The sequence below is a fragment of the Massilia sp. DD77 genome (genome assembly GCF_036961685.1).
GTDB lineage: Bacteria > Pseudomonadota > Gammaproteobacteria > Burkholderiales > Burkholderiaceae_D > Telluria.
Genome location: NZ_JBAMDH010000030.1, coordinates 35,389 through 55,855, shown reverse-complemented (window position 1 = coordinate 55,855; position 20,467 = coordinate 35,389). Strand labels below are relative to the sequence as shown.

General features: G+C 66.9%; 15 protein-coding genes and 1 tRNA gene. 6 read left to right on the top strand and 10 right to left on the bottom strand.

The window, feature by feature from the left end; translation table 11 throughout:
• The first annotated feature begins 4 nt into the window (after positions 1-4).
• Positions 5-1,150, top strand: coding sequence for a glycosyltransferase family 4 protein (locus tag V7778_RS18215; RefSeq protein ID WP_335557842.1), 1,146 nt, complete (start codon positions 5-7; stop codon positions 1,148-1,150).
• A 59-nt stretch (positions 1,151-1,209) separates the two neighbouring features.
• Here V7778_RS18215 and V7778_RS18210 read toward each other — a convergent pair whose 3' ends face one another.
• Together V7778_RS18210 and V7778_RS18205 are read right to left on the bottom strand one after the other, a co-directional pair.
• A complete protein-coding gene (locus V7778_RS18210; RefSeq protein ID WP_335557840.1) occupies positions 1,210-2,205 on the bottom strand; it encodes a response regulator in 996 nt (331 codons plus the stop codon).
• 42 nt (positions 2,206-2,247) lie between these two features.
• A complete protein-coding gene (locus tag V7778_RS18205; protein ID WP_335557838.1) occupies positions 2,248-5,577 on the bottom strand; it encodes an MHYT domain-containing protein in 3,330 nt (1,109 codons plus the stop codon).
• A 212-nt stretch (positions 5,578-5,789) separates the two neighbouring features.
• Between V7778_RS18205 and V7778_RS18200 the strand changes: the two genes are divergently transcribed.
• Together V7778_RS18200 and V7778_RS18195 are read left to right on the top strand one after the other, a co-directional pair.
• Complete coding sequence (locus V7778_RS18200; RefSeq protein ID WP_335557835.1) at positions 5,790-6,581, top strand: substrate-binding periplasmic protein; 792 nt, start codon at positions 5,790-5,792, stop codon at positions 6,579-6,581.
• 254 nt (positions 6,582-6,835) lie between these two features.
• On the top strand, positions 6,836-9,820 hold the full coding sequence (locus V7778_RS18195; protein WP_335557834.1) for an EAL domain-containing protein: 2,985 nt from the start codon (positions 6,836-6,838) through the stop codon (positions 9,818-9,820).
• A 126-nt stretch (positions 9,821-9,946) separates the two neighbouring features.
• Here V7778_RS18195 and V7778_RS18190 read toward each other — a convergent pair.
• The 8 genes from V7778_RS18190 to hutC form a co-directional block, all read right to left on the bottom strand.
• Positions 9,947-10,031: transfer RNA gene (locus V7778_RS18190), tRNA-Leu, on the bottom strand.
• Positions 10,032-10,146: 115 nt separating this feature from the next.
• The gene (locus tag V7778_RS18185) at positions 10,147-10,614 is read right to left on the bottom strand and encodes a hypothetical protein (RefSeq protein WP_335557832.1); all 468 of its coding nucleotides are present in this window, start codon (positions 10,612-10,614) and stop codon (positions 10,147-10,149) included.
• Between the two features lie 256 nt (positions 10,615-10,870).
• The gene (locus V7778_RS18180) at positions 10,871-12,607 is read right to left on the bottom strand and encodes an ArnT family glycosyltransferase (protein ID WP_335557830.1); all 1,737 of its coding nucleotides are present in this window, start codon (positions 12,605-12,607) and stop codon (positions 10,871-10,873) included.
• Between the two features lie 114 nt (positions 12,608-12,721).
• Positions 12,722-12,991: a type B 50S ribosomal protein L31 gene (locus V7778_RS18175; protein ID WP_335557828.1), complete on the bottom strand. Its 270-nt coding sequence runs from the start codon at positions 12,989-12,991 to the stop codon at positions 12,722-12,724.
• A 381-nt stretch (positions 12,992-13,372) separates the two neighbouring features.
• Entirely contained in the window at positions 13,373-14,635 is a 1,263-nt protein-coding gene (gene rho / locus V7778_RS18170) for a transcription termination factor Rho (RefSeq protein WP_312512806.1), read from the bottom strand.
• 145 nt (positions 14,636-14,780) lie between these two features.
• Entirely contained in the window at positions 14,781-15,107 is a 327-nt protein-coding gene (trxA, locus tag V7778_RS18165) for a thioredoxin TrxA (RefSeq protein ID WP_211518438.1), read from the bottom strand.
• Positions 15,108-15,329: 222 nt separating this feature from the next.
• Positions 15,330-15,731, bottom strand: a complete 402-nt coding sequence (locus tag V7778_RS18160; protein ID WP_335557824.1) for a response regulator — start codon at positions 15,729-15,731, stop codon at positions 15,330-15,332.
• 214 nt (positions 15,732-15,945) lie between these two features.
• On the bottom strand, positions 15,946-16,662 hold the full coding sequence (hutC, locus tag V7778_RS18155; RefSeq protein WP_335557822.1) for a histidine utilization repressor: 717 nt from the start codon (positions 16,660-16,662) through the stop codon (positions 15,946-15,948).
• A 157-nt stretch (positions 16,663-16,819) separates the two neighbouring features.
• Between hutC and ada the strand changes: the two genes are divergently transcribed.
• The 3 genes from ada (at position 16,820) to V7778_RS18140 (ending at position 20,292) form a co-directional block, all read left to right on the top strand.
• A complete protein-coding gene (ada, locus tag V7778_RS18150; protein ID WP_335557820.1) occupies positions 16,820-17,878 on the top strand; it encodes a bifunctional DNA-binding transcriptional regulator/O6-methylguanine-DNA methyltransferase Ada in 1,059 nt (352 codons plus the stop codon).
• Entirely contained in the window at positions 17,875-18,564 is a 690-nt protein-coding gene (locus V7778_RS18145) for a 2OG-Fe(II) oxygenase (RefSeq protein WP_335557818.1), read from the top strand. Before ada ends, V7778_RS18145 begins: the two co-directional genes overlap by 4 nt.
• A 69-nt stretch (positions 18,565-18,633) precedes the next feature.
• Positions 18,634-20,292: an amidohydrolase gene (locus V7778_RS18140; RefSeq protein WP_335557816.1), complete on the top strand. Its 1,659-nt coding sequence runs from the start codon at positions 18,634-18,636 to the stop codon at positions 20,290-20,292.
• The last annotated feature ends 175 nt before the right edge of the window (positions 20,293-20,467 follow it).

Genomic DNA, 20,467 nt, shown 5'->3' with positions numbered 1-20,467 from the left:
GAACATGCGTGTCCTTCACTTCTACAAAACCTATTATCCCGACTCGATGGGTGGCATCGAACAGGTCATCCGTCAGCTGTGCGTCGGCACCGGCCGCCTGGGCGTGAGCAACACGGTGCTGTCGCTGTCGCGCCACGCCAAGCTGACGCCCTTCGAGTTCGAAGGCCACACCGTGCATCGCGTGCCGCTGAACGCCGAGATCGCATCCAACGCCATTTCGCTGCAGTCGATCGGCGCGCTGGCGCGCATGGCGCAAGAGGCCGACGTGGTGCACTACCACTTCCCCTGGCCCTTCATGGACCTGGCGCACTTCATGGCGCGCGTGAACAAGCCGACCGTGCTGACCTACCACTCCGACATCGTGCGCCAGCGCAACCTGCTGCGCCTGTACGCGCCGCTCAAGCACCGCTTCCTGCGCAGCGTCGACGCCATCGTGGCGGCTTCGCCGAACTACCTGGCCTCGTCGCCGGTACTGGACCGCTACCGCGACAAGACCAGCGTCATCACCTACGGCCTGGACAAGGCCACCTATCCGCAGCCCGAGCCCGACCGCCTGGCGCACTGGCGCGCGCGCGTGGGACCGAAGTTCTTCCTGTTCGTGGGCGTGCTGCGCTACTACAAGGGCCTGCACATCCTGCTCGAGGCCGCAGCCGGCCTGGATTATCCGATCGTGATCGTGGGCGCCGGCCCGATCGAGCAGGAGCTCAAGCAGCAGGCCGCACGCCTCAAGCTGAAAAACGTGATCTTCCTCGGCGCGCTCGACGACGCCGACAAGGTGGCGCTGCTGACGCTCTCCTACGCGCTGGCCTTCCCCTCGCACCTGCGTTCGGAAGCCTTCGGAATTTCGCTGCTCGAAGGGGCGATGTACGGCAAGCCGATGATTTCCTGCGAGATCGGCACCGGCACCACCTACATCAACATCGACGGCGACACCGGCATCGTGGTGCCGCCCTCCGATCCGCTGGCGCTGCGCGCGGCCATGCAGCGGCTGTGGGACAACCCCCAACTGGCGCGCCAGATGGGACGGCGCGCCGAATTGCGCTACCAGGAATTGTTCACGTCCGAGAAGATGGCGATGAACTACCTGTCCCTCTACGAGCAACTGGCGCCGCAGCGCCTGGCGGCGCCGCTGGCGCGGGCGCAGGCCTGAACCACAGCCTGGAAATCACCGTTGGCGGCGTCGTAGGGTCGGCGGCGTAGCCGCCAACCCTACGGGTGCTCGGCCCAGCGCATCCTGATCGACTGGATCGCCGGCATCTGTTCGATGAACAAGTCCACCAGCACCGGATCGAAGTGCTTCGCTTTCTGCTGGCGCAGGAAGTCGATCGCCTCGTCTTCGCTCCAGGCTTTCTTGTAGGGGCGCACCGAGGTCAGGGCGTCGAACACGTCGGCGATCGCGCAGATGCGTCCTTCGAGCGGAATTTGCTCGCCCTTCAGGCCGTTCGGATAGCCGCTGCCGTCGTACTTCTCGTGGTGGGTGAGGGCGATGTTGCGGGCCACGGCCAGCATGCCGTCCGCGTGCTCGCCGATGATCTCGGCGCCGATATTCACGTGGCTCTGCATCACCTTCCATTCCTCGGCATCGAGCGGCCCCGGCTTTTGCAGCACCCGGTCGGGAATCCCGATCTTGCCCACGTCGTGCATCGGCGCCGCATGCAGCAGGTCGTCGGCTTCCGCTTCGGTCAGGCCGGCCGCGATGCCGAGCACGCGCGCGAAGTGGCTCATGCGGATCACGTGCAGGCCGGTTTCGTTGTCCTTGTACTCGGAGGCCAGGCCCAGGCGCTGCACGATCTCGAGGCGGCTCGCGCGCAGTTCTTCCATGCGCACCAGCGACAGGTGGGTGCGCACGCGCGCACGCACGATCGGCGGGCTGACCGGCTTGGTGATGTAGTCCACCGCGCCCGCCTCGAAGCCTTCCACCTCGTCGTCGGTGTCGCTCAGGGCGGTCACGAAGATCACCGGGATCGAGGCCGTCGCGGGGTTCGCCTTGAGCGAGGCGCACACCTCGTAGCCCGACATCCCCGGCATCATCACGTCCAGCAGGATCAGGTCGGGCTGTTCGCTGCGCGCCAGCTCGAGGGCGCGCGCGCCGTCCTTGGCGAACAGCAGCCGGTAGTGGTCCTGCAGGATCTGGCGCAGCAGCGCCAGGTTGCTCGCTTCATCGTCGACCGCCAGGATCAGCGGCTTGTTGGTCGGTTGGGTCATGCCTGTATTCCTGAATTGCTTGCTTAGTGCTTGGCCTGGTGCTTAGGTGTTGGCCTCGTCCCCGAGCGCGCCGAGGATGGCTTCGAGCTGTCCGAGGGCGAGGTCGAAATCGAAGTCGCCGATCGCGGTGCGTACCTGGGCCACCTGCGGCGCGCCGGCGTGGCCGGCCAGGGCCGAAGACAGGCTGGCCAGGGCGCCGTCGTCCAGCGCGCCGCGGCGCAGGGCCTCCAGCAGCACGCCGCCCGCGCGCCTGGCGCGCGCCAGGTCGACCGTCGCGGCTTGCGCGGCCTGCTCCGGCTGGGCGCCGCTGGCGTGGATCGCCGCCAACGCCGCGCTCACGGCCTTGCTCGATGCTTCCAGCGCGGCCGCCGCCTTGTGCTCGTCGGTCGGCACGGCGTTGGTGGCATGTTCCAGCAGGCCGAGGGCGTCGGACAGCTGTTCCAGGCCGACGTTGGCGGCCACGCCGCGCACCTTGTGGGCCAGCATGCGCAGCTCCTGGTGTTCGCCGCCGGCGGCGTGCAGGTGCAGCATGCTGTCCAGCTCCGCGTACTGGCGGCTGAAGTGCTCGAGCGCCTCGAGATAGCTGTCTTCCTTGCCGCCCCAGCGGTGCAGGCCGGCGCGGCGGTTCAGGACTTCGCGCGCCGGCCCCGGGATGCCGGAGGCGGCGGAATCAAGGCATTGCTGGGCGATGCCGAGCACGCGCGCGATTTCGTGCGAGAGGGCGAACCAGTCGACCGGCTTGCTGGCGAAACCGTCCATGCCGGCGTCCACGCTGGCGCTGCGGTGTTCGGCCAGCACGCTGGCGGTCATCGCGATCACCGGCACGCGGCGGCGGCCGCCGGCGGCTTCGTGCGCGCGGATCTCGCGCGTGGCCGACAGGCCGTCGAGCAGCGGCATCTGGAAGTCCATCAGGATCAGGTCGAAGTCCTGTTTCGTCGCCAGCTCCACCACGGCGGCGCCGTCGCCGACCCCGGTCATGGTGTGGCCGCGGCGCGCCATCAGGAGCTGCAGCAGCTCCAGGTTCTGCGGCACATCGTCGGCCACCAGCACGCGCAGCGGCGGCAGCACGGCGGCGCTGCGCACCCGCGGCGCCTGCTGGGCGAAGCGCGCCAGCACCAGCGGCACGCGCACGTGGAAGGTGGTACCCCGGCCGACTTCGCTCTCGGCCCAGATCCGGCCGCCCATCAGTTCCACCAGCTGCTTGCAGATCGTGGTCCCCAGGCCGGTGCCGCCGTAGCGCCGGGTCATCGAGGCGTCGGCCTGGGTGAAGGGATCGAAGATCGCATCCAGGCGGTCTTTGGCGATGCCGATACCGGTGTCGATCACGGCGATGCACAACTGGTCGCCTTCGGCGCGCACCTTGAGCGTGACCGAGCCCTTGGCGGTGAACTTGATCGCGTTGTCGATCAGGTTGGTCAGGACCTGGCGCATGCGCAGTTCGTCGCCGCGCAGGCCGGTCGGCAGCGCCGGGTCGTACTGGATGTCCAGGTGCAGGCCCTTGGCGCGGGCGTTCGCCGCCAGGGTCGAGGACAGCTCGTCGATCAGCGACAGCAGGTTGTAGTCGTTCTGTTCCAGCTCGACCGCGCCTTTTTCGAGCTTGGCGGTGTCGAGGATCTCGTTCAGCAGGCGCAGCAGCGACTTGCCCGCGTTGCGGATGGTGTCCAGGTGGCGCCGCTGCTCCACGTTCAGTTCGCCGTCCAGCAGCACGTCGGTGAAACCCAGGATCGAGTTCATCGGGGTGCGGATCTCGTGGCTCATGTTGGCCACGAAGGTAGCGCGCGCGGCGGCGGCCTGCTCGGCCTTTTCCTTGGCGTCGCGCAGCGCTTCTTCCATCTGGCGGCGCTCGGTGATGTCGAGGATGACGCCGTCCAGCCAGCGCACCGCGCCCGATTCGTCGCGCACGCCGGTGCCGTTCTCCCACAGCCAGCGCACGCTGCCGTCGGCGTGCAGGATGCGGTATTCGACCAGGTAGTGCAGGTCGTTGCGCAGCGCGGCCTCGAGCTGGTCGTTGACGCGCACGCGGTCGGTGGCGTGGATCAGGGCGCCGAAGGTACGGCGCGGCGGCGTGCCCAGGAAGTCGGCGGCCGGGTAGCCTGTGATGCGCTCCACGGCGTCGCTGATGAAGACCATCGGCCAGCCATCGTCGAGGGTGCAGCGGAAGGAGATGCCGGGGATGTTGCCGATCAGGGAGCGGAACTGCTGCTCGCTGGCGCGCAGCGCCTGCTCCATCGTTTTGCGTTCGCTGATGTCGGTGACGAAGCCGACGAACAGGTCTTGCGTGCCCAGTTTCGCATGGCCGATCGAGCGGCGCACCGGCACCACGCTGCCGTCCTTGCGCTTGGCCAGCACTTCGCTGCTGCGCGCGAAGGAATCGAGGCTGCCCTGGCGCAGGATACCGAGCAGGCCGTCCTTCTCCGCATATTCCTGGTCGGCGATCAGGGCATCGATGTGCCGGCCCAGGATCTCGTCGCGGCGCCAGCCGAAGATGCGCTCGGCCGAGGCGTTGAATTCGTTGATGATGCCGTCGCGGTCGATGGTGACCACGCCGTCGACGGTGGTGGTAAGCAGGGCGCGCATCCAGGCTTCGCTGCGCGACAGGTCGAGGAACATCTGGCGGTAGCGCAGCAGGCCGTTGGCGGCCACCACGAACAAGGTGAAGGCGACGGTGATCACCGTGATCGCCAGCGCCAGGAAGTCGCTGTTGACGTGTCCCTGGCTGCCCGGCGTCACATGGCCGATGAAGCGCGCGGCGGCCATGCCGGTATAGTGCATGCCGGCGATGGCGCAGCCCATCACGATGGCGGCCAGCAGCAGGCGGCGCGATTCGGACATCGACTGGAAGCGCGACAGGCCCGAGCGCACGCCCAGCGCCAGGGTGGCCAGCACCACCGCCACCACGATCGACAGCCCAAACATCAGCGGGTCGTAGTGCAGGCTCAGGCTCATGCGCATGCCGGCCATGCCGGAATAATGCATCGCGCCGATGCCGGCGCCGACCAGCACGCCGCCCGCCAGCAGGCCGCCGCGCTGCAATTGCGGACGCGCGATCAGGGACAGCGCGACGAAGGAAGCCGCGATGCTGGGCAGGGCCGACAGGATCGTGGTCAATTCGTCATAGTCGACCCGCGTGCACAGGTTGAAGGCCAGCATGCCGATGAAGTGCATCGCCCAGACGCCGGCGCCCAGCGCCAGGCTGCCGGTGGCGAGCACGATCGTGCGCTGCGCACGGTTGACGCTGGCCTGGCCGGCGATCTGCAGGCCCATCCAGGATGAAAAGATGGCAACCAGCAGCGACAGCACGACCAGCCGCGGCTCGTAGACGCCATACGTCAGCAGGGAGGGGTCGGCGGGGACTGAAAATATTTGCAACATAGGGATGGCGGGCTGCGACTGCTATGCCCTTCGGGTGAGCTGGACAGTATCTCATTTTCGTTTGGGAAAGTCTGCTTGAACGCGGGAATCATCCCGAGACAAAGCCGGGACTGTGGCAGCCGCGCCACCTTCCGCTCCGGCGTTGGGGGAAATTTCGGCTTGCTGGTATGCTTGGCTGGCCTTCATCCAAAAGGCAGAGGAGCAAGCTGCACATGTTGAACAGATTCGTTGGTGCCGCAGTCGTGCTTGCCCTGCATGGGGCGTGCGCAAATGCCGCGCCGGCGCCCAGCGGGGCGCCGGCGGACACTCCGCGCCTGTACATCACCACCGAACAATCCGGCACATCGAGCATGCTCGACAAGGGGAGGGTGGTCGGCGTGGCCACCGACAAGGTGCGCGAAGCGATGCAGCGCGCCGGCGTGGCCCATACCATCGAGCTGCTGCCCTGGAAGCGCGCCTATGCCGCGGCGCTCGAGCGTCCCGACGCCTGCGTCTACTCCACCACCCGCACGCCCAAGCGCGAGCCCCTGTTCAAATGGGCCGGCCCGACCGATGTCGGCCAGTGGGTGCTGATGGGGCGTGCCGACCGCGAATGGAACCTGGACACCCTGGAACAGGCGCGCAGCCTGCGCATCGGCACCTATATCGGCGATGCGCGAGACCAGTTCCTGCGCGACCGCGGTTTCCAGGTGGACGCCACCCCGAACGACCTGATGAACCCGCGCAAGCTTCTGCTGGGCCGCATCGATTTGTGGGCCGCCAGCGTGCGTTCGAGCGAAGAAATGCTGGCCCGGCACGGCTGGGACAAGCAGATCGTGCCCGTGCTCGTATTCAACCGGATCGAGGTTTACCTGGCCTGCAACCGCGCCGTGCCGGACAGCGTCATCGACCGCCTCAACCTGGCATTCGCCGAAATCGCCAGGGATGGGACGGGGCGGCGGATCGAGCGTTCCTATGACAGCTGGGGCGTGGCGGGGAATGCGGCGGCGGCCGGCAAGCGCTGAGGATCCGCGACCGGCGCGGTCGTCCCACGTCCCGTGCGCTCACCGCGCTCATGGTAATCTTCCAGCCACAAGCTTGTAAAAAGCACCATGCCTCTCAGGCAGGGCGGCACGCTGCTCCCGGCCGGGATGGTTCCTCGCGCGACAGTTTTCGGGAGCATCATGCAAAGTGTCATGTGGCCTGCCATGGCAGGCGAACAGGCGAGGGGGCGGCCGCGTGCGCGTTCCCACCGCATTCCTGGGCGCGCCGCCATCGTATGACGGGTATCCGCCATCCATTTTTACGGACGCCCGGCCGTCCAAGCCGCCGGTGGCGCGCGCGCGCCTTCGCGGGACTGGCGCTGTGCCTGGCGCTGCTGGCCCTGCTGGCGCCGGCCGCCTGGGCGGCGTCGGCGCGGGAACTGCGGATCGGCATCTACAACAACGAACCCAAGCTGTTTATCGACGGACAGGGGCGGGCAGCGGGCATCCTGGTCGACCTGCTGGAGGAAGTGGCCAAGGCCGAAGGCTGGACCCTGCGTTTCGTCCCTTGTGCGTGGAGCGGCTGCCTGGCCATGCTCGAACGCGGCGACATCGACTTGCTGCCCGACGTCGCCTATACCGACGAGCGCGCCATGCGCCTGTCCTATCACCGCACGCCGGCCCTGCTCAGCTGGTCGCAGCTGTACCGGGGTTCGGTCAAGGTCGCCTCCATCCTCGACCTGAAGGACAAGCGCGTGGCCGTCCTGGAGCGCTCGGTCCAGGCGGCCTTCCTGCCGACCCTGACGGACAGCTATGGCTTGAACACGCGCTTCATCGCGACCTCCTCGCTCGACCAAGCATTCCAACTGGTGCGCGAGGGCAAGGCGGACCTGGCCGCGGCCAACAAATTCTACGGCGACGGGCGGGCCGCGGACTACGGGCTGCAGGACACGCCGATCGTGTTCCTGCCGGCGCGCCTGTTTTACGCGGCGCGGCGCGGCGCCCACGGCGCGGAACTGGCGGCGATCGACCGGCACCTGGCGGTCTGGCAGGCCCAGCCCGACTCGGTGTACTTCAGGATCATCGAGCGCTGGCAGCTGCGAGGCTCGATGCATGAATCCGGCATGCGCATGCTCTGGCTGCTGGGGCTCGCGGGCGCCTTGCTGCTGGCCGCCCTGGCGGCGGCGCTGCGTTTCCGGCGCCAGGCGACGGCGGGCGCACGCGCCCTGCGCGATACCGAGATCAAGCTCGCGACCATCCTGGACAGCGTCGATTCGCCCGTGTACATCAAGGATGCCGGATTCCGCTATTGCTATGCGAACGGGGCGCTGGGCCGGATGCTGGGCATGCCGCCGGCGGACATCATCGGCAAGGACGACTTCGAGCTGTTCGGCCCCGACCATGCGCCCGCGCTGCGCGCGCACGACGTCGAGGTGATGCGGGACGGAGGGCGCAAGGTGTTCGAAGAGTCCGCGTACGATCCGGGCGGCGAGCGCCGCACCTTCCTGTCGACCAAGGTCTCGCTGGCGCTGGAGGTCGGCGCGACGCGCTACCTGTGCGGTATCTCGAGCGACATCAGCGGCCGCAAGCAGATGGAAGAGTCGGTACGCCTCGCCGCCACCGTTTTCCAGTCGCACGAGGGAATGCTGGTGCTGGGCGCGGACCGGGCCATCGTCGACGCCAACGGGGCCTTGTGCACGATGAGCGGCTATGCGCTGTCCGAACTGGTGGGGTCGCGCACGCTGCCCTTCCTGCTGAGCCGGGACGGGCGCGGACTCGACGAGCGCTTCTGGGACATGCTGGAGGCCCAGCAGCGCTGGCAGGGAGACGCCTGGGGCCAGCGCACCTCCGGGGCCCTGTATCCGGCCCTGCTGTCGGTCAGCGCCGTGCCGGACGAAGCGGGGCGCATCGCCCACTACGTCTGCACGGTGTCGGACATTACCGAACTCAAGCAGACCCAGGAGCGCAACCAGCGCCTGGCCTACTACGACGAACTGACCGGCCTGCCCAACCGCAGGCTGTTGTTCGAACGCGTCCAGTCCTGCCTGTCCGCCGATCGCGGCGGCGCCCCGGTCGGTGCGCTGCTGTTCCTGGATCTCGACAATTTCAAGGATTTGAACGACACCCGCGGCCATGTCGCCGGCGACCAGCTGCTGCAGCACGTCGCCCGGCGCCTCGGCGCCTGCGTGCGCGGCAACGATACCGTGGCCCGCCTTGGCGGCGACGAGTTCGTGGTCATGCTCGACGCCGTCGGCGCCGATGAGGAGGAGGCGCGGCTGCACACCGAGCTGCTGGCGGAGAAGATCCTGGCGGCCGTCAGCGCCCCCTACGAGATCGGCGGCATGGCGCACCACGCCAGCTGCAGCATCGGGATCACGCTGTGCACGCATGCCGACGAATCGCTCGACCTGCTCATGAAGCGCGGCGACCTGGCGATGTACCAGGCCAAGGCCGATGGGCGCAACACGCTGCGCTTCTTCGAACCCTGGATGGAGCAGCGCGTCCAGCGCCGCATGCAGCTCGAAGTGGAGCTGCGTAATGCGCTGACCGCACGCCAGCTGGAACTGTTCTACCAGCCGCAGGTCGAAGGCAGCCGCGTGATCGGCGCCGAAGCCTTGCTGCGCTGGCGCCATCCCGAACGCGGCCTGATCGGCCCGGCCGAATTCATCGGCGTGGCCGAGAACACCGACCTGATCCTGCCGATCGGCGCCTGGGTCCTGCGCGCCGCCTGCGAACAGCTGGTGCGCTGGAGCGCCGCACCCGCCAGCGCGCACCTGACGGTGGCGGTCAACATCAGCATCCGCCAGCTGATGGAGGACGGCTTCGTGCGCGACACCCTGGACACCATCGCCGCCACCGGGGCCGATCCTTCACGCCTGAAGCTGGAGCTGACGGAGTCGATGGTGATCGACAGGGTGGAGGAAACCATCGAGAAGATGGAGGAACTGCGGCGCCATGGCGTCTGTTTCTCGCTCGACGACTTCGGCACCGGGTATTCCTCGCTGGCGTATCTGAAGCGGCTGCCGCTGGAACAGCTCAAGATCGACCGCTCCTTCGTGCGCGACATCCTGGTCGATCCGAACGACGCCTCGATCGCGCGCAGCGTGGTGGCCCTGGCCCAGGCGCTGGGGCTGTCGATCATTGCCGAGGGGGTGGAGACGGAGGAGCAGCGGGCCATGCTGCAGGAACTGGGCTGCCAGCGCTACCAGGGTTATTTGTTCGGCAAGCCCGGGCCGGCGGATGGGATCGGAGCCTTGCTGGCCGTGAGCGTCACCTCCTAGCGCGATGCCGGGCAGGCGAGGGCAGGGTGCATGCCGGCCTTGCTGCCTGTTGAGGCAACAAAAAACCCGCATTCTTGTAGGAAATGCGGGTTTCGGTATTGGGTAGTGCAGGATGCTGCACAGTGTTGGTGCCTCCGGCCGGAATCGAACCGGCACGCCTTTCGGCGCTTGATTTTGAGTCAAGTGCGTCTACCAATTCCGCCACAGAGGCCCAATAGCAGGCGCGAATCTTAGCACATGCCTTGTGTAACTGACCAGTCCAACTGACGGGTGCGGCGCGAAATCGCCGTGCCGCCTGCCCGCAACGGCTGAAACCCGGAGTGAACTCAGCGGGCAATGTGGTGCTGGAGCAGGCGCAGGCTGCCTACCGGGCCGATGACTTCCAGCGCGTGTGGGCGCACCGCCACCGTGATGGCGCCTTCCTGGCGGCGCAGCCAGGGGCGCGGGCGGTAGTAGCGGATGCTCTCGGCGTTGGCGTCGCTCTTGCGGTAGCCCAGGGCCGCCATGGCTTCGTCGAGCGTGCTGATCATGTAGTGGGCGTCGAAGCGGGTCTGCATCTCGAAGCGGCCCGGGCCCAGCATGCATACGGGCAGCACACCGCCCAGCAGGGCCGGCAGCACGATGTAGGGCAGGGGCGTGCCGGGGTCGATCAGGTGCAGCACCAGCATCAGCAGCGGCAGCCCGGCCAGCAGGGTCAGGGCCCAGGGCAGGGACTGGCGCCAGGTGGCGATGCGGCGCAGGTAGCCCGGCCGCTGGCGAACACGCACTATTTCAGAAAAGGTAACGCTTTTCATGATCGTCTCCTTGCTGCGTGCTTGAGTGTCCGGGCCAGGGCCTGGCGGGGATCGTTCGGTAGGGTGGACCAAACCATTTTGACGATCACCGCCGGGCGGGGATTGACTCGGCTCAAACAGGACTCAAACGCGCCGATTGTTGGAGATAGGTTCTCATATCGCGCCCGGGGAGCGCGCACTGGTGGCGGAGGCGGCCGGAACAGGCGAAAAAAAAAGCCGCACGGCGATGCGTGCGGCTTTCGATATGGATGAGCGTTCAGCGGTCGCGGCGGAACAGGCGGAAGCGTTCGTCGCGGTCCGAGGCGCGCCGGCCCTCCCACAGCGCGGCCGGATTACGCACGCCGTACTTGCGCATCATCTCGCGGTCGTCGCGGGTCTTGACGCTGTCGCGCAGCAGCACGTAGTCGCATTCTCCGCCGGCCAGGGTCTTGAAGGGCAGGCGGCCGTAGTAGGCGAGCGAGGCGCGCTGGGCCGGGGTGATATTGGTGTCGATGCAGCCGCCGCCGGCGGCGCTGCTGTCGGCCGGCAGGCGCGCCGCGATCTGCTGGGCCACGCCGGCGTAGCTCTTGCTGTAGTTGAGGTCGGGCAGGAACAGGGTCATCAGGAGCACCCACAGCAGGATCAGGCCGCCCGAGGACAGCACCACCGCGCGCCACAGCACCGAGGGCTGGCGCGACAGGCGCCACTGCACCAGCATGATCCAGCCGATGCTGGCGGCGGCCGCCACCACGAAGGCGACGATGCCGACTTCCGGCTTGAAGCCGGGCACCAGCTTGAGCGCGTTCTTGGCCAGCTGGGCCGGCCAACCGGTCAGCTTGGCGATCCAGAACAGCCACACGATGGCGCCCAGGATGGTCAGCACCATCACCGAGAACCAGTCGATGGCGTTGATGGCGCCGCGCTTCATGGTCGGCAGGCCGAAGGCGGCCATCAGGGCCAGCGGCGGCAGCATCTTGAGGAAGTCGCCGTTCTCGGGCGCCGGGTCGCACAGCTGCAGGGCGGCCAGGGTGGCGAAGAAGAACACCGGCAGCACGATGTGCAGGAGCTTGCGCTGGCGGCGCCAGGCCCATACGGCCCACAGCGCGAAGGGCCAGGCCGGCCAGAAGAACCAGATGCCGATGCGGAAGAAGGCCTTCAGCGAGACCAGGCTGGGCAGGCCGAGCTGCTCGCCGTTCCAGGCCAGCCAGTCGCCCACCGGCGACATGCCGTAGGGCTGGGCCAGCAGCGCCGGCAGGATCCACACCAGGGTCAGGCCAAAAGCCACGGCGAGCGCGATCGCCAGGTGGCGCAGGGTGGCCGCGACCGGCAGCTTGAGGTAGCGGGTGCAGGCGAACAGCGCCACGACCAGGGCAAGGGGCGCCAGGAAGCCGCGCGTCAGGGTCAGGGCGCCCAGCGACAGGCCGACCAGCACGGCGTTGCGGATGCTGGTGTGCTCGACGTAGCGCACCGCGCGGTACAGGAAATAGGCCAGCAGCGCGCCCTGCAGGGTGGGCGCCAGGGTCAGGTGGCTCTGCAGCAGCAGGCCGAGGCAGCCGAGGTAGATCAGGACCGCGGTGTCGCCCAGGGTGCGGCCGTAGTCGTCCGGTTCGGGCTGGCCGCCGAAGGCCAGGCGCAGCGGCTGGGCTTCGGCGCGGCGGCCCAGGTGGAAGGCGGTGTACCAGAGCGACATGGCGCCGGTCACGAAAATGCCGATGGTCGAGACGCGCGCGGCCAGCACGTCGCCCAGGATCCAGCCGAACAGCTTGATGCACAGCGCGCCCAGCCAGAAGGCCAGCGGGCCCTCCTCGGCACTGGCCAAGCCGGCGACGTTCGGATACAGCCAGTCGTCCAGGCCGCCGCGCGCCATGGTCCACATGATGCCGAAGCTGCCGGCGTCTTCCTTCCACAGATCGCGGCCGATCAGCCCGGGCAGGATGTACAGCATGCCCAGCGCGAGCAGGGCCCAGCGGGGCAGCGCCAGGGTGGCGGCGGCGGGAAGGCGGACGGGTTTCATCGATGGGTCTGATGCAGGAAAATAATCGCGTAGTATAGCCGCGAAAAAAAAGAAGCCGGACGAACCGGCTTCTTTCTGGGTGCTCCGGAGTGCTCCGGATCGGTGCCCGGCAAATTAGCCGTTGGCGACCGCGGTCTTCGAACCGACCGAACCGAACTTCTGGCGGAACTTCTCGACGCGGCCAGCGGTGTCGACGATCTTGTGCTTGCCGGTGTAGAACGGGTGCGATTCAGCCGAGACTTCGATCTTGATCAGCGGGTATTCTTTACCTTCGTGGGTGATCTTTTCGCGGGTAGCGATGGTCGAACGGGTGACGAACTTGAAATCGCAGGACAGGTCGTGGAACACGACTTCGCGGTATTCTGGATGGATATCGGTCTTCATAGTATTGCCTCTGATTAGGTTGGTAGCCAAAAGACACTTCGTCGGTCGTGCTGCTTCTTGACCCGATTGCCGATCACTTGCCAGGGTTGACTGAACCGGAGATTATAAAGTGGTTTGGGGGCGGGGGCAACCGGTGTGCTGGGGGCCGTTGTCATAATGAGAATACGGGGGGGCGGCAAACTTGGGTCCCGGCCTTCGCCGGAACGACGGCTTGAGGGACGTGTCCGACATCGCGATACCTTTATCACGCACCATCAATCAACGTCATCCCCGCGAAGGCGGGGACCCAAGCTTGCCCGCAGGCCGCCCGATATCCTTTCCCCACGCACCAAAGAAAAAGGCGGCCGTCCAGGCCGCCTTTCGCGCGAGGCTGCGGAGGACTTAACCGCCGCGGCGCATCATGTCGAAGAACTCGACATTGTTCTTGGTCGCGCGCATCTTGTCGAGGATGAACTCCATCGCTTCGATCTCGTCCATCGAGTACAGCAGCTTGCGCAGGATCCAGATCTTCTGCAGCTGGTCCGGCTTGATCAGGAGCTCTTCGCGGCGGGTGCCCGACTTGTTCAGGTTGATCGCCGGGTAGACGCGCTTCTCGGCCAGGCGGCGCTCCAGGTGCACTTCCATGTTGCCGGTGCCCTTGAATTCTTCGTAGATCACGTCGTCCATGCGCGAACCGGTTTCGATCAGCGCGGTCGCGACGATGGTCAGCGAGCCGCCTTCCTCGACGTTGCGGGCGGCGCCGAAGAAGCGCTTCGGACGCTGCAGCGCGTTGGCGTCGACACCGCCGGTCAGCACCTTGCCCGAGGCCGGGATCACGGTGTTGTAGGCGCGTGCCAGACGGGTGATCGAGTCCAGCAGGATCACGACGTCCTTCTTCATCTCGACCAGGCGCTTGGCTTTTTCCAGCACCATCTCGGCGACCTGCACGTGGCGGGTGGCCGGTTCGTCGAAGGTCGAGGCGACCACTTCGCCGCGCACCGAACGCTGCATCTCGGTCACTTCTTCCGGACGTTCGTCGATCAGCAGCACGATCAGGGTCACGTCGGGGTGGTTGGCGGTGATGGCGTGCGCGATGTGCTGCAGCATGACCGACTTGCCCGACTTCGGCGAGGCGACCAGCAGGCCGCGCTGGCCCTTGCCGATCGGCGAGATCAGGTCGACGATGCGGCCGGTGATGTTCTCGGCGCCGTTCATGTCGCGCTCCAGGCGCAGCGGCTCGTTCGGGTGCAGCGGGGTCAGGTTCTCGAACAGGATGCGGTGCTTCGAGGCTTCCGGCGATTCGCCGTTGACCTTGTCGACCTTGACCAGCGCGAAGTAGCGCTCGCCGTCCTTCGGTGTCCGCACTTCCCCTTCGATCGAGTCACCCGTATGCAAGTTGAACCGGCGGATCTGCGACGGCGAGATGTAGATGTCGTCGGTCGAGGCCATGTAGCTGGCGTCCGGCGAACGCAGGAACCCGAAGCCGTCCGGCAGCACTTCGAGGGCGCCGTCGCCGAAGATCTGTTCGCCGCCTTTCGCGCGCTTCTTCAGGATCGCGAACATCAGTTCCTGTTTACGCAGGCGGGCTGCGTTGTCGATGTCGAGGCCGATGGCCATCTCCAGCAGGGCGGAGACGTGCATTGCCTTCAGTTCAGATAAATGCATGTTTGTATGGGTGTCCCGTGATGGGAAAGTAAAGGTAGGGGAGGGAGCTGCGTGGCTGGTTTAATCAAGCCGGAAGAACCAGGTAGTTCTTCCGTCCAGGATGACGGTGGCGCGGGCGCGCCGCCGCCGCTTGTCTCTTTTTTTCTTAAATGTTGCTGTCGATGAATGCGGTCAGCTGGCCTTTGGCCATGGCGCCCACTTTCTGGGCAGCGGCAACACCATTCTTGAACAGGATCAGCGTCGGAATGCCGCGGATGCCGAACTTGGCCGGCACGGCCTGGTTCGCGTCGACGTCCAGCTTGGCGATCGTGACCTTGCCTTCGTATTCCTTGGCGACTTCTTCCAGGATCGGTGCAATCATCTTGCACGGGCCGCACCACTCGGCCCAGAAGTCCACCAGAACCGGGCGCTCGGACTTGAGCACGTCGGTGTCGAAGGATGCGTCGCTGATATGTTTGATGTTTTCGCTCATGGTTTCCTCAAATGAGGTAGGGATTCAATTAACGCCTGGAGACCGATCGTGCGCGATGTCTCAGCCGGCTGCCGTGCACTACACAATATATTGCTGCTACACAATGGTGGAGGCACTGTGCGCAAATATCAATATGGAGAAACGGCTAGAGGGTGTCAGGCGGGGAATGAGGCGAATAATACCCCATTTTTTTAAAAAGTGTTTATCAGTTTGTACAAAATCTCAACATTCCACGGCATGCCGCAATTGCGCGGCGCCGATCGGCTTGCTGAAGCCTCCGGAGACCTCCAGGCCGAGGGCGCGCGCCAGGTCGCAGGCGGCGTCGCGCAGCCCGTCGTCGAGGGCGGTCAGCACCACCACCTTGCCGCGGAAACCCTGGACGGCGGCGGCCTGCAGGAACTCGATGCCATCCATGTCGGGTAGCATCAAGTCGAGGATCACCACGTCAGGACGGTGCTCGCCCAGCCGGGCCAAGGCGATGCGCGCGTCCTCCTCGGTGGCGACATGATAGGGGCCTGCTGCGGCCAGCATTTCTTCCAGCACTTCCAGCACGAACCGGTCGTCGTCGAGCACCAGCACGCGCTTGGGCGCGGCGCTTGGGCGAGCGAGTTCGGTTTGGCTCATGGTTAAGAAAGCATCTCGACGAAAAGGAGCGCCATTATGGGCAGGATTTTGAACAAATGACCAGCGTTGCCGCAAATTTTCGTCGCGCGATGCCTTTAGAGCGCCGGACAAAACTTCCAGGGCAAGGGATGCGGCCCTCCGACGCGGAGTCGAAGACAGTACAACCGTACGGCGAGACGACGCAACGCAGCCATGGAGGTGTTGTTCGGCGCGCTTACACGCTGCCTGTGAAGCGCGCCAGGTGGCCCGGATGCCACATGGTGGCGACCGAGGCCACGCGCCCGGCCGAGGTGGTGCGGCGGTGCAAGACCAGGCAGCAGCTGTCGACCGGCACCGCCAGCACGGCGGCCACGTCAGGCTGGGCCGGATGGGCTTCGATGGTGTAGGTGGCGCCCTGCAGCGGGGCCGCCTGCATCAGGTGTTCGTTCGGGGTGATGACCGTAAAGTCCTGCTCCAGGTAGGCCGGGGCGCATTCCGGATTGACCCAGCGGTCCTCGAGCTGGATCGGGATGTCGTTCTCGAAGTGCAGGATCAGCGAGTGGAACAGGGGCGCGCCCGGCTCCAGCTCGAACTCGGCGGCCAGCTCGTCGCCGGCGTCCTCCTGGCGCAGCAGGCGCACGCTGGCGCGGTGCGCCTTGCCGCGCGCGCGGATCTCGTCGGCGATGTTGCGGATCTCGACCAGGGTCGCCTGGTATTTCTGCGGGGCGACGTAGGTGCCTGAACCCTGGCGCCGCGTCAGCACCTGCTCGGCGGTGAGCTCGCGCACGGCGCGGTTGACGGTCATGCGCGACACGCCGAACTGGCGCACCAGGGCCTGCTCGGAGGGCACGAGCTCGCCTTCCTTCCAGCGTCCGGCGGCGATTTCGCCGACCAGGTAATCCTTGATGCGCTGGAAAATGGGCGTACTGTCTTGCGCGGTCTGTTCTTCCAAACTACTCTCCCGGGAGCCGATCTTGACAGGCCGGGGCGGCGCTGCCGTCGCCTGGGATTTTAACCGGGATTCGAAAGCAAGACCCGGAGTGCTTCCCCCGGCGCCAGGGGCTAGGATGGAGCCATTCGATATTCGGAGCATCATCATGAACGCCGCCATGCCAACACAAGCATTCGATACCGACGAGGCGCGCTGGGACGCCGTCCAGCGCCGCGACCGCGCCGCCGACGGCTGTTTCGTGTATTCGGTGCGCAGCACCGGCGTCTACTGCCGTCCTTCCTGCCCCTCGCGTCCGGCGCGGCGCGCCAACGTCGCCTTCCATGACGATGGCGCGCAGGCCGAGGCCGCGGGCTTTCGCCCCTGCCTGCGCTGCAGGCCGAACGAGGCGCCCCTGGCCGAGCGCCAGGCCGAGGCCATTGCCCGCGCCTGCCGCCTGATCGAGACCTCCGAAGAGGAGCCGGATCTCGACAGCCTGGCCCAGGCCGCCGGCATGAGCCGCTTCCACTTCCACCGCGTGTTCAAGGCCCACACCGGCATCACGCCCAAGGCCTACGCGGCGGCCCAGCGCGCGGCCCGCGTGCGCGCCCAGCTGCCGGAAGCGCCAAGCGTCACCGACGCCATCTACGAAGCCGGCTTCGGCTCGAGCGGGCGCTTCTATGCCGCATCCGGCGACCTGCTCGGCATGACACCCGGCCGCTACCGCGCGGGCGGGCAGGGCGAGACCATCCGTTTCGCGGTGGCGCAGTGTTCGCTGGGCGCGATCCTGGTGGCGGCCACCGGGCGCGGCATCTGCGCGGTGCTGATCGGCGACGAACCCGAGCCCCTCGTGCACGACCTGCAGGAGCGCTTCCCGCGCGCCGAGCTGCTCGGCGCCGAGGCCGGCTTCGAGCAGACCGTGGCCCGCGTCATCGGCCTGGTCGAGGCCCCGCGCGTCGGGCTGGACCTGCCGCTGGACGTGCGTGGCACCGCTTTCCAGCAGCGCGTGTGGCAGGCGCTGCGCGAGATCCCGGCCGGCCAGACCGTCAGCTATGCCGAACTGGCCGAGCGCGTGGGCCTGAAGGGTGGCGCGCGCGCCGTGGCCGGGGCCTGCGCCGCCAATCCGGTGGCGGTGGCGATTCCCTGTCACCGCGTGGTACGCCTCGATGGTGCGCTGTCCGGCTACCGCTGGGGCATCGAGCGCAAGCGTGCGCTGCTGGACCGCGAGGCGGGCCAATGATGCGGGTCGACTGGGATGGCGTCGGGGCGCAGCTCGACGAGCAGGGCTGCGCCCTCATTCCCGGCCTGCTGTCGCCCGACGAATGCGGCTGGTATGCGGCGCTCTACGATAGGCCAGAGGGCTTTCGCAGCCGCGTCGTGATGGAGCGCCACGGCTTCGGCCGCGGCGAGTACCAGTATTTTTCCTATCCGCTCCCGGGCGCGCTGGACTGGCTGCGCACCCGCCTGTATCCGCCGCTGGCGCGCATCGCCAACCGCTGGCAGGCGGCGCTCGGGCAGGACCTGCGCTTCCCGGAAGCGCACGCGGACTTCCTGGCGCGCTGCCACGGCGCCGGCCAGCTGCGTCCGACGCCGCTGCTGCTGCGCTACCGCACGGGTGATTACAACTGCCTGCACCAGGACCTGTACGGCGAGCACGTGTTCCCGCTGCAGGTGGCGGTGCTGCTGTCCCGGCCCGGCGCCGACTTCGAGGGCGGCGAGTTCGTATTGACGGAGCAGCGCCCGCGCATGCAGTCGCGCGCCGAGGTGGTGCCCTTGGGGCAGGGCGACGCCGTGGTCTTTCCCGTCAACGGACGCCCGGTGCAGGGCACGCGCGGTGTCTACCGGGTGGCCATGCGCCACGGCGTGAGCCGCCTGCGCCAGGGCAGCCGCCATACCCTGGGGATCATCTTTCACGACGCCGCCTAGGTTTACCCTATACTTCTCCGTACCGCGCCCACGAGGCGCGGGATACCTATTTCACGGAGAAGAACAAGCATGCGCGTGCGCCCGATTTCCCTGTTCATCGCAGCTGCCCTCGGCAGCCTCCCGGCCATGGCCGATACCGTCATCGACAACGCCAACGGCTACACCCTGAACGCCAAGGGCGAGCTGGTGCAGTTCACGGCGCTGGCCTTCGACGACCAGGGCAGGATCGTCGCGGTGGGCGCCGGCGCGGAGGTGTCGGCAAAGGCGAAGAACGCACGCCGCATCGACATGGGCGGACGCACCGTGCTGCCGGGCCTGATCGACGCCCACGGCCACGTCTTCGGCCTGGGCCAGCAGCTGACCCAGCTCGACCTGTTCAGCACTACCTCGCTCGCGCAGGCGACGAAGGCCATTGGCGACTACGCACGCGCCAACCCCAAGCACGCCTGGATCCGCGGCCGCGGCTGGAACCAGGAAAACTGGAAGCTGGGCCGTTTCCCGCTGGCGTCCGAGCTGGACGCCGTGGTGAGCGACCGTCCGGTATGGCTGGAGCGGGTCGACGGCCATGCCGGCTGGGCCAACAGCCGCGCTCTGGCGCTGGCCGGCATCACCAAATCGACGCCGGACCCGGTGGGCGGCAAGATCATGCGCGACGCGAACGGCGAGGCCACCGGCGTGCTGGTGGATGCGGCCCAGGAGCTGGTGACCAAGGTGCTGCCGCAGCAGACCGAGGCCGAAGGCCGCGTGATGCTCGACCGCGCGCTGCAGGAAATGGCGCGCGTGGGCCTGACCAGCGTGCACGACGCCGGCATCGGCGTGGCGGAAGACCGCCTGTACCGCGCCTATGCCGATCAAGGCAAGCTGACCGCCCGCGTGTACGCCATGATCGGCGGCACCGACAAGGATTTCGATGTGCTCGCCAAGAACGGTCCGCTCAAGGACTACGGCAAGGGCATGTACGCGCTGCGTTCGGTGAAGCTGTACTCGGACGGCGCCCTGGGCAGCCGAGGCGCGGCCCTGATCAAGCCCTACAGCGACGAGCCGCATTCGCATGGGCTGCTGTTCTTTAACATGGCCCAGATGGATGCGAAGATGGCCAAGGCCATGCGCAAGGGCTACCAGGTCAACGTGCACGCCATCGGCGACGCCGGCAACCGCCAGATCCTGGGCATCTACAAGAAGGAGCTGGCGGCGACGAAGAGCGAAGCCCAGCGCCACCGCATCGAGCACGCCCAGGTCGTGACCCTGGACGACATCCCGCGCTTCAAGACCCTGGGCATCATCCCGTCGATGCAGCCGACCCATGCGACCTCGGACAAGAACATGGCCGAGACCCGCGTCGGCCCGGAACGCATCAAGGGCGCCTACGCCTGGCGCAGCTTCCTGCACCAGGGCTCGCGCATCGCCTGCGGCTCGGACTTCCCGGTGGAAGCGCCGAATCCCTTCTTCGGCATCCACGCCGCCGTGACGCGCCAGGATGCGCAGGGGCAGCCGGTGGCGGGGTGGTATCCGAACCAGGCGATGTCGCTGAAGGAGGCGTTCAAGTGCTTTACCCTGGATGCGGCGTATGCGGGGCACCAGGAAAAGTCGCTCGGGTCGCTGGAGGAGGGGAAGCAGGCGGACTTTATCGTGATTGATCGGGATATGTTCAGGATGCCGACTTACGATATTCACAAGACCGGGGTGCTGGAAACCTGGGTGGGCGGACGGCAGGTGTTCAAAAAATGACTTGGGTGGGCGACGAACTTGGGCGGGACAATGCCAGTGGCATTGTCCCGGCCTGCGCGGGGATGACGTTGGTTTGGGGAGCGAGAGAATAGATGTCGTCACTTCGGACACGCACTTTGCACGTCATTCCCGCCACTGGCGCGAAGGCGGGGTCCCAAGTTTGCCCGCATACCCG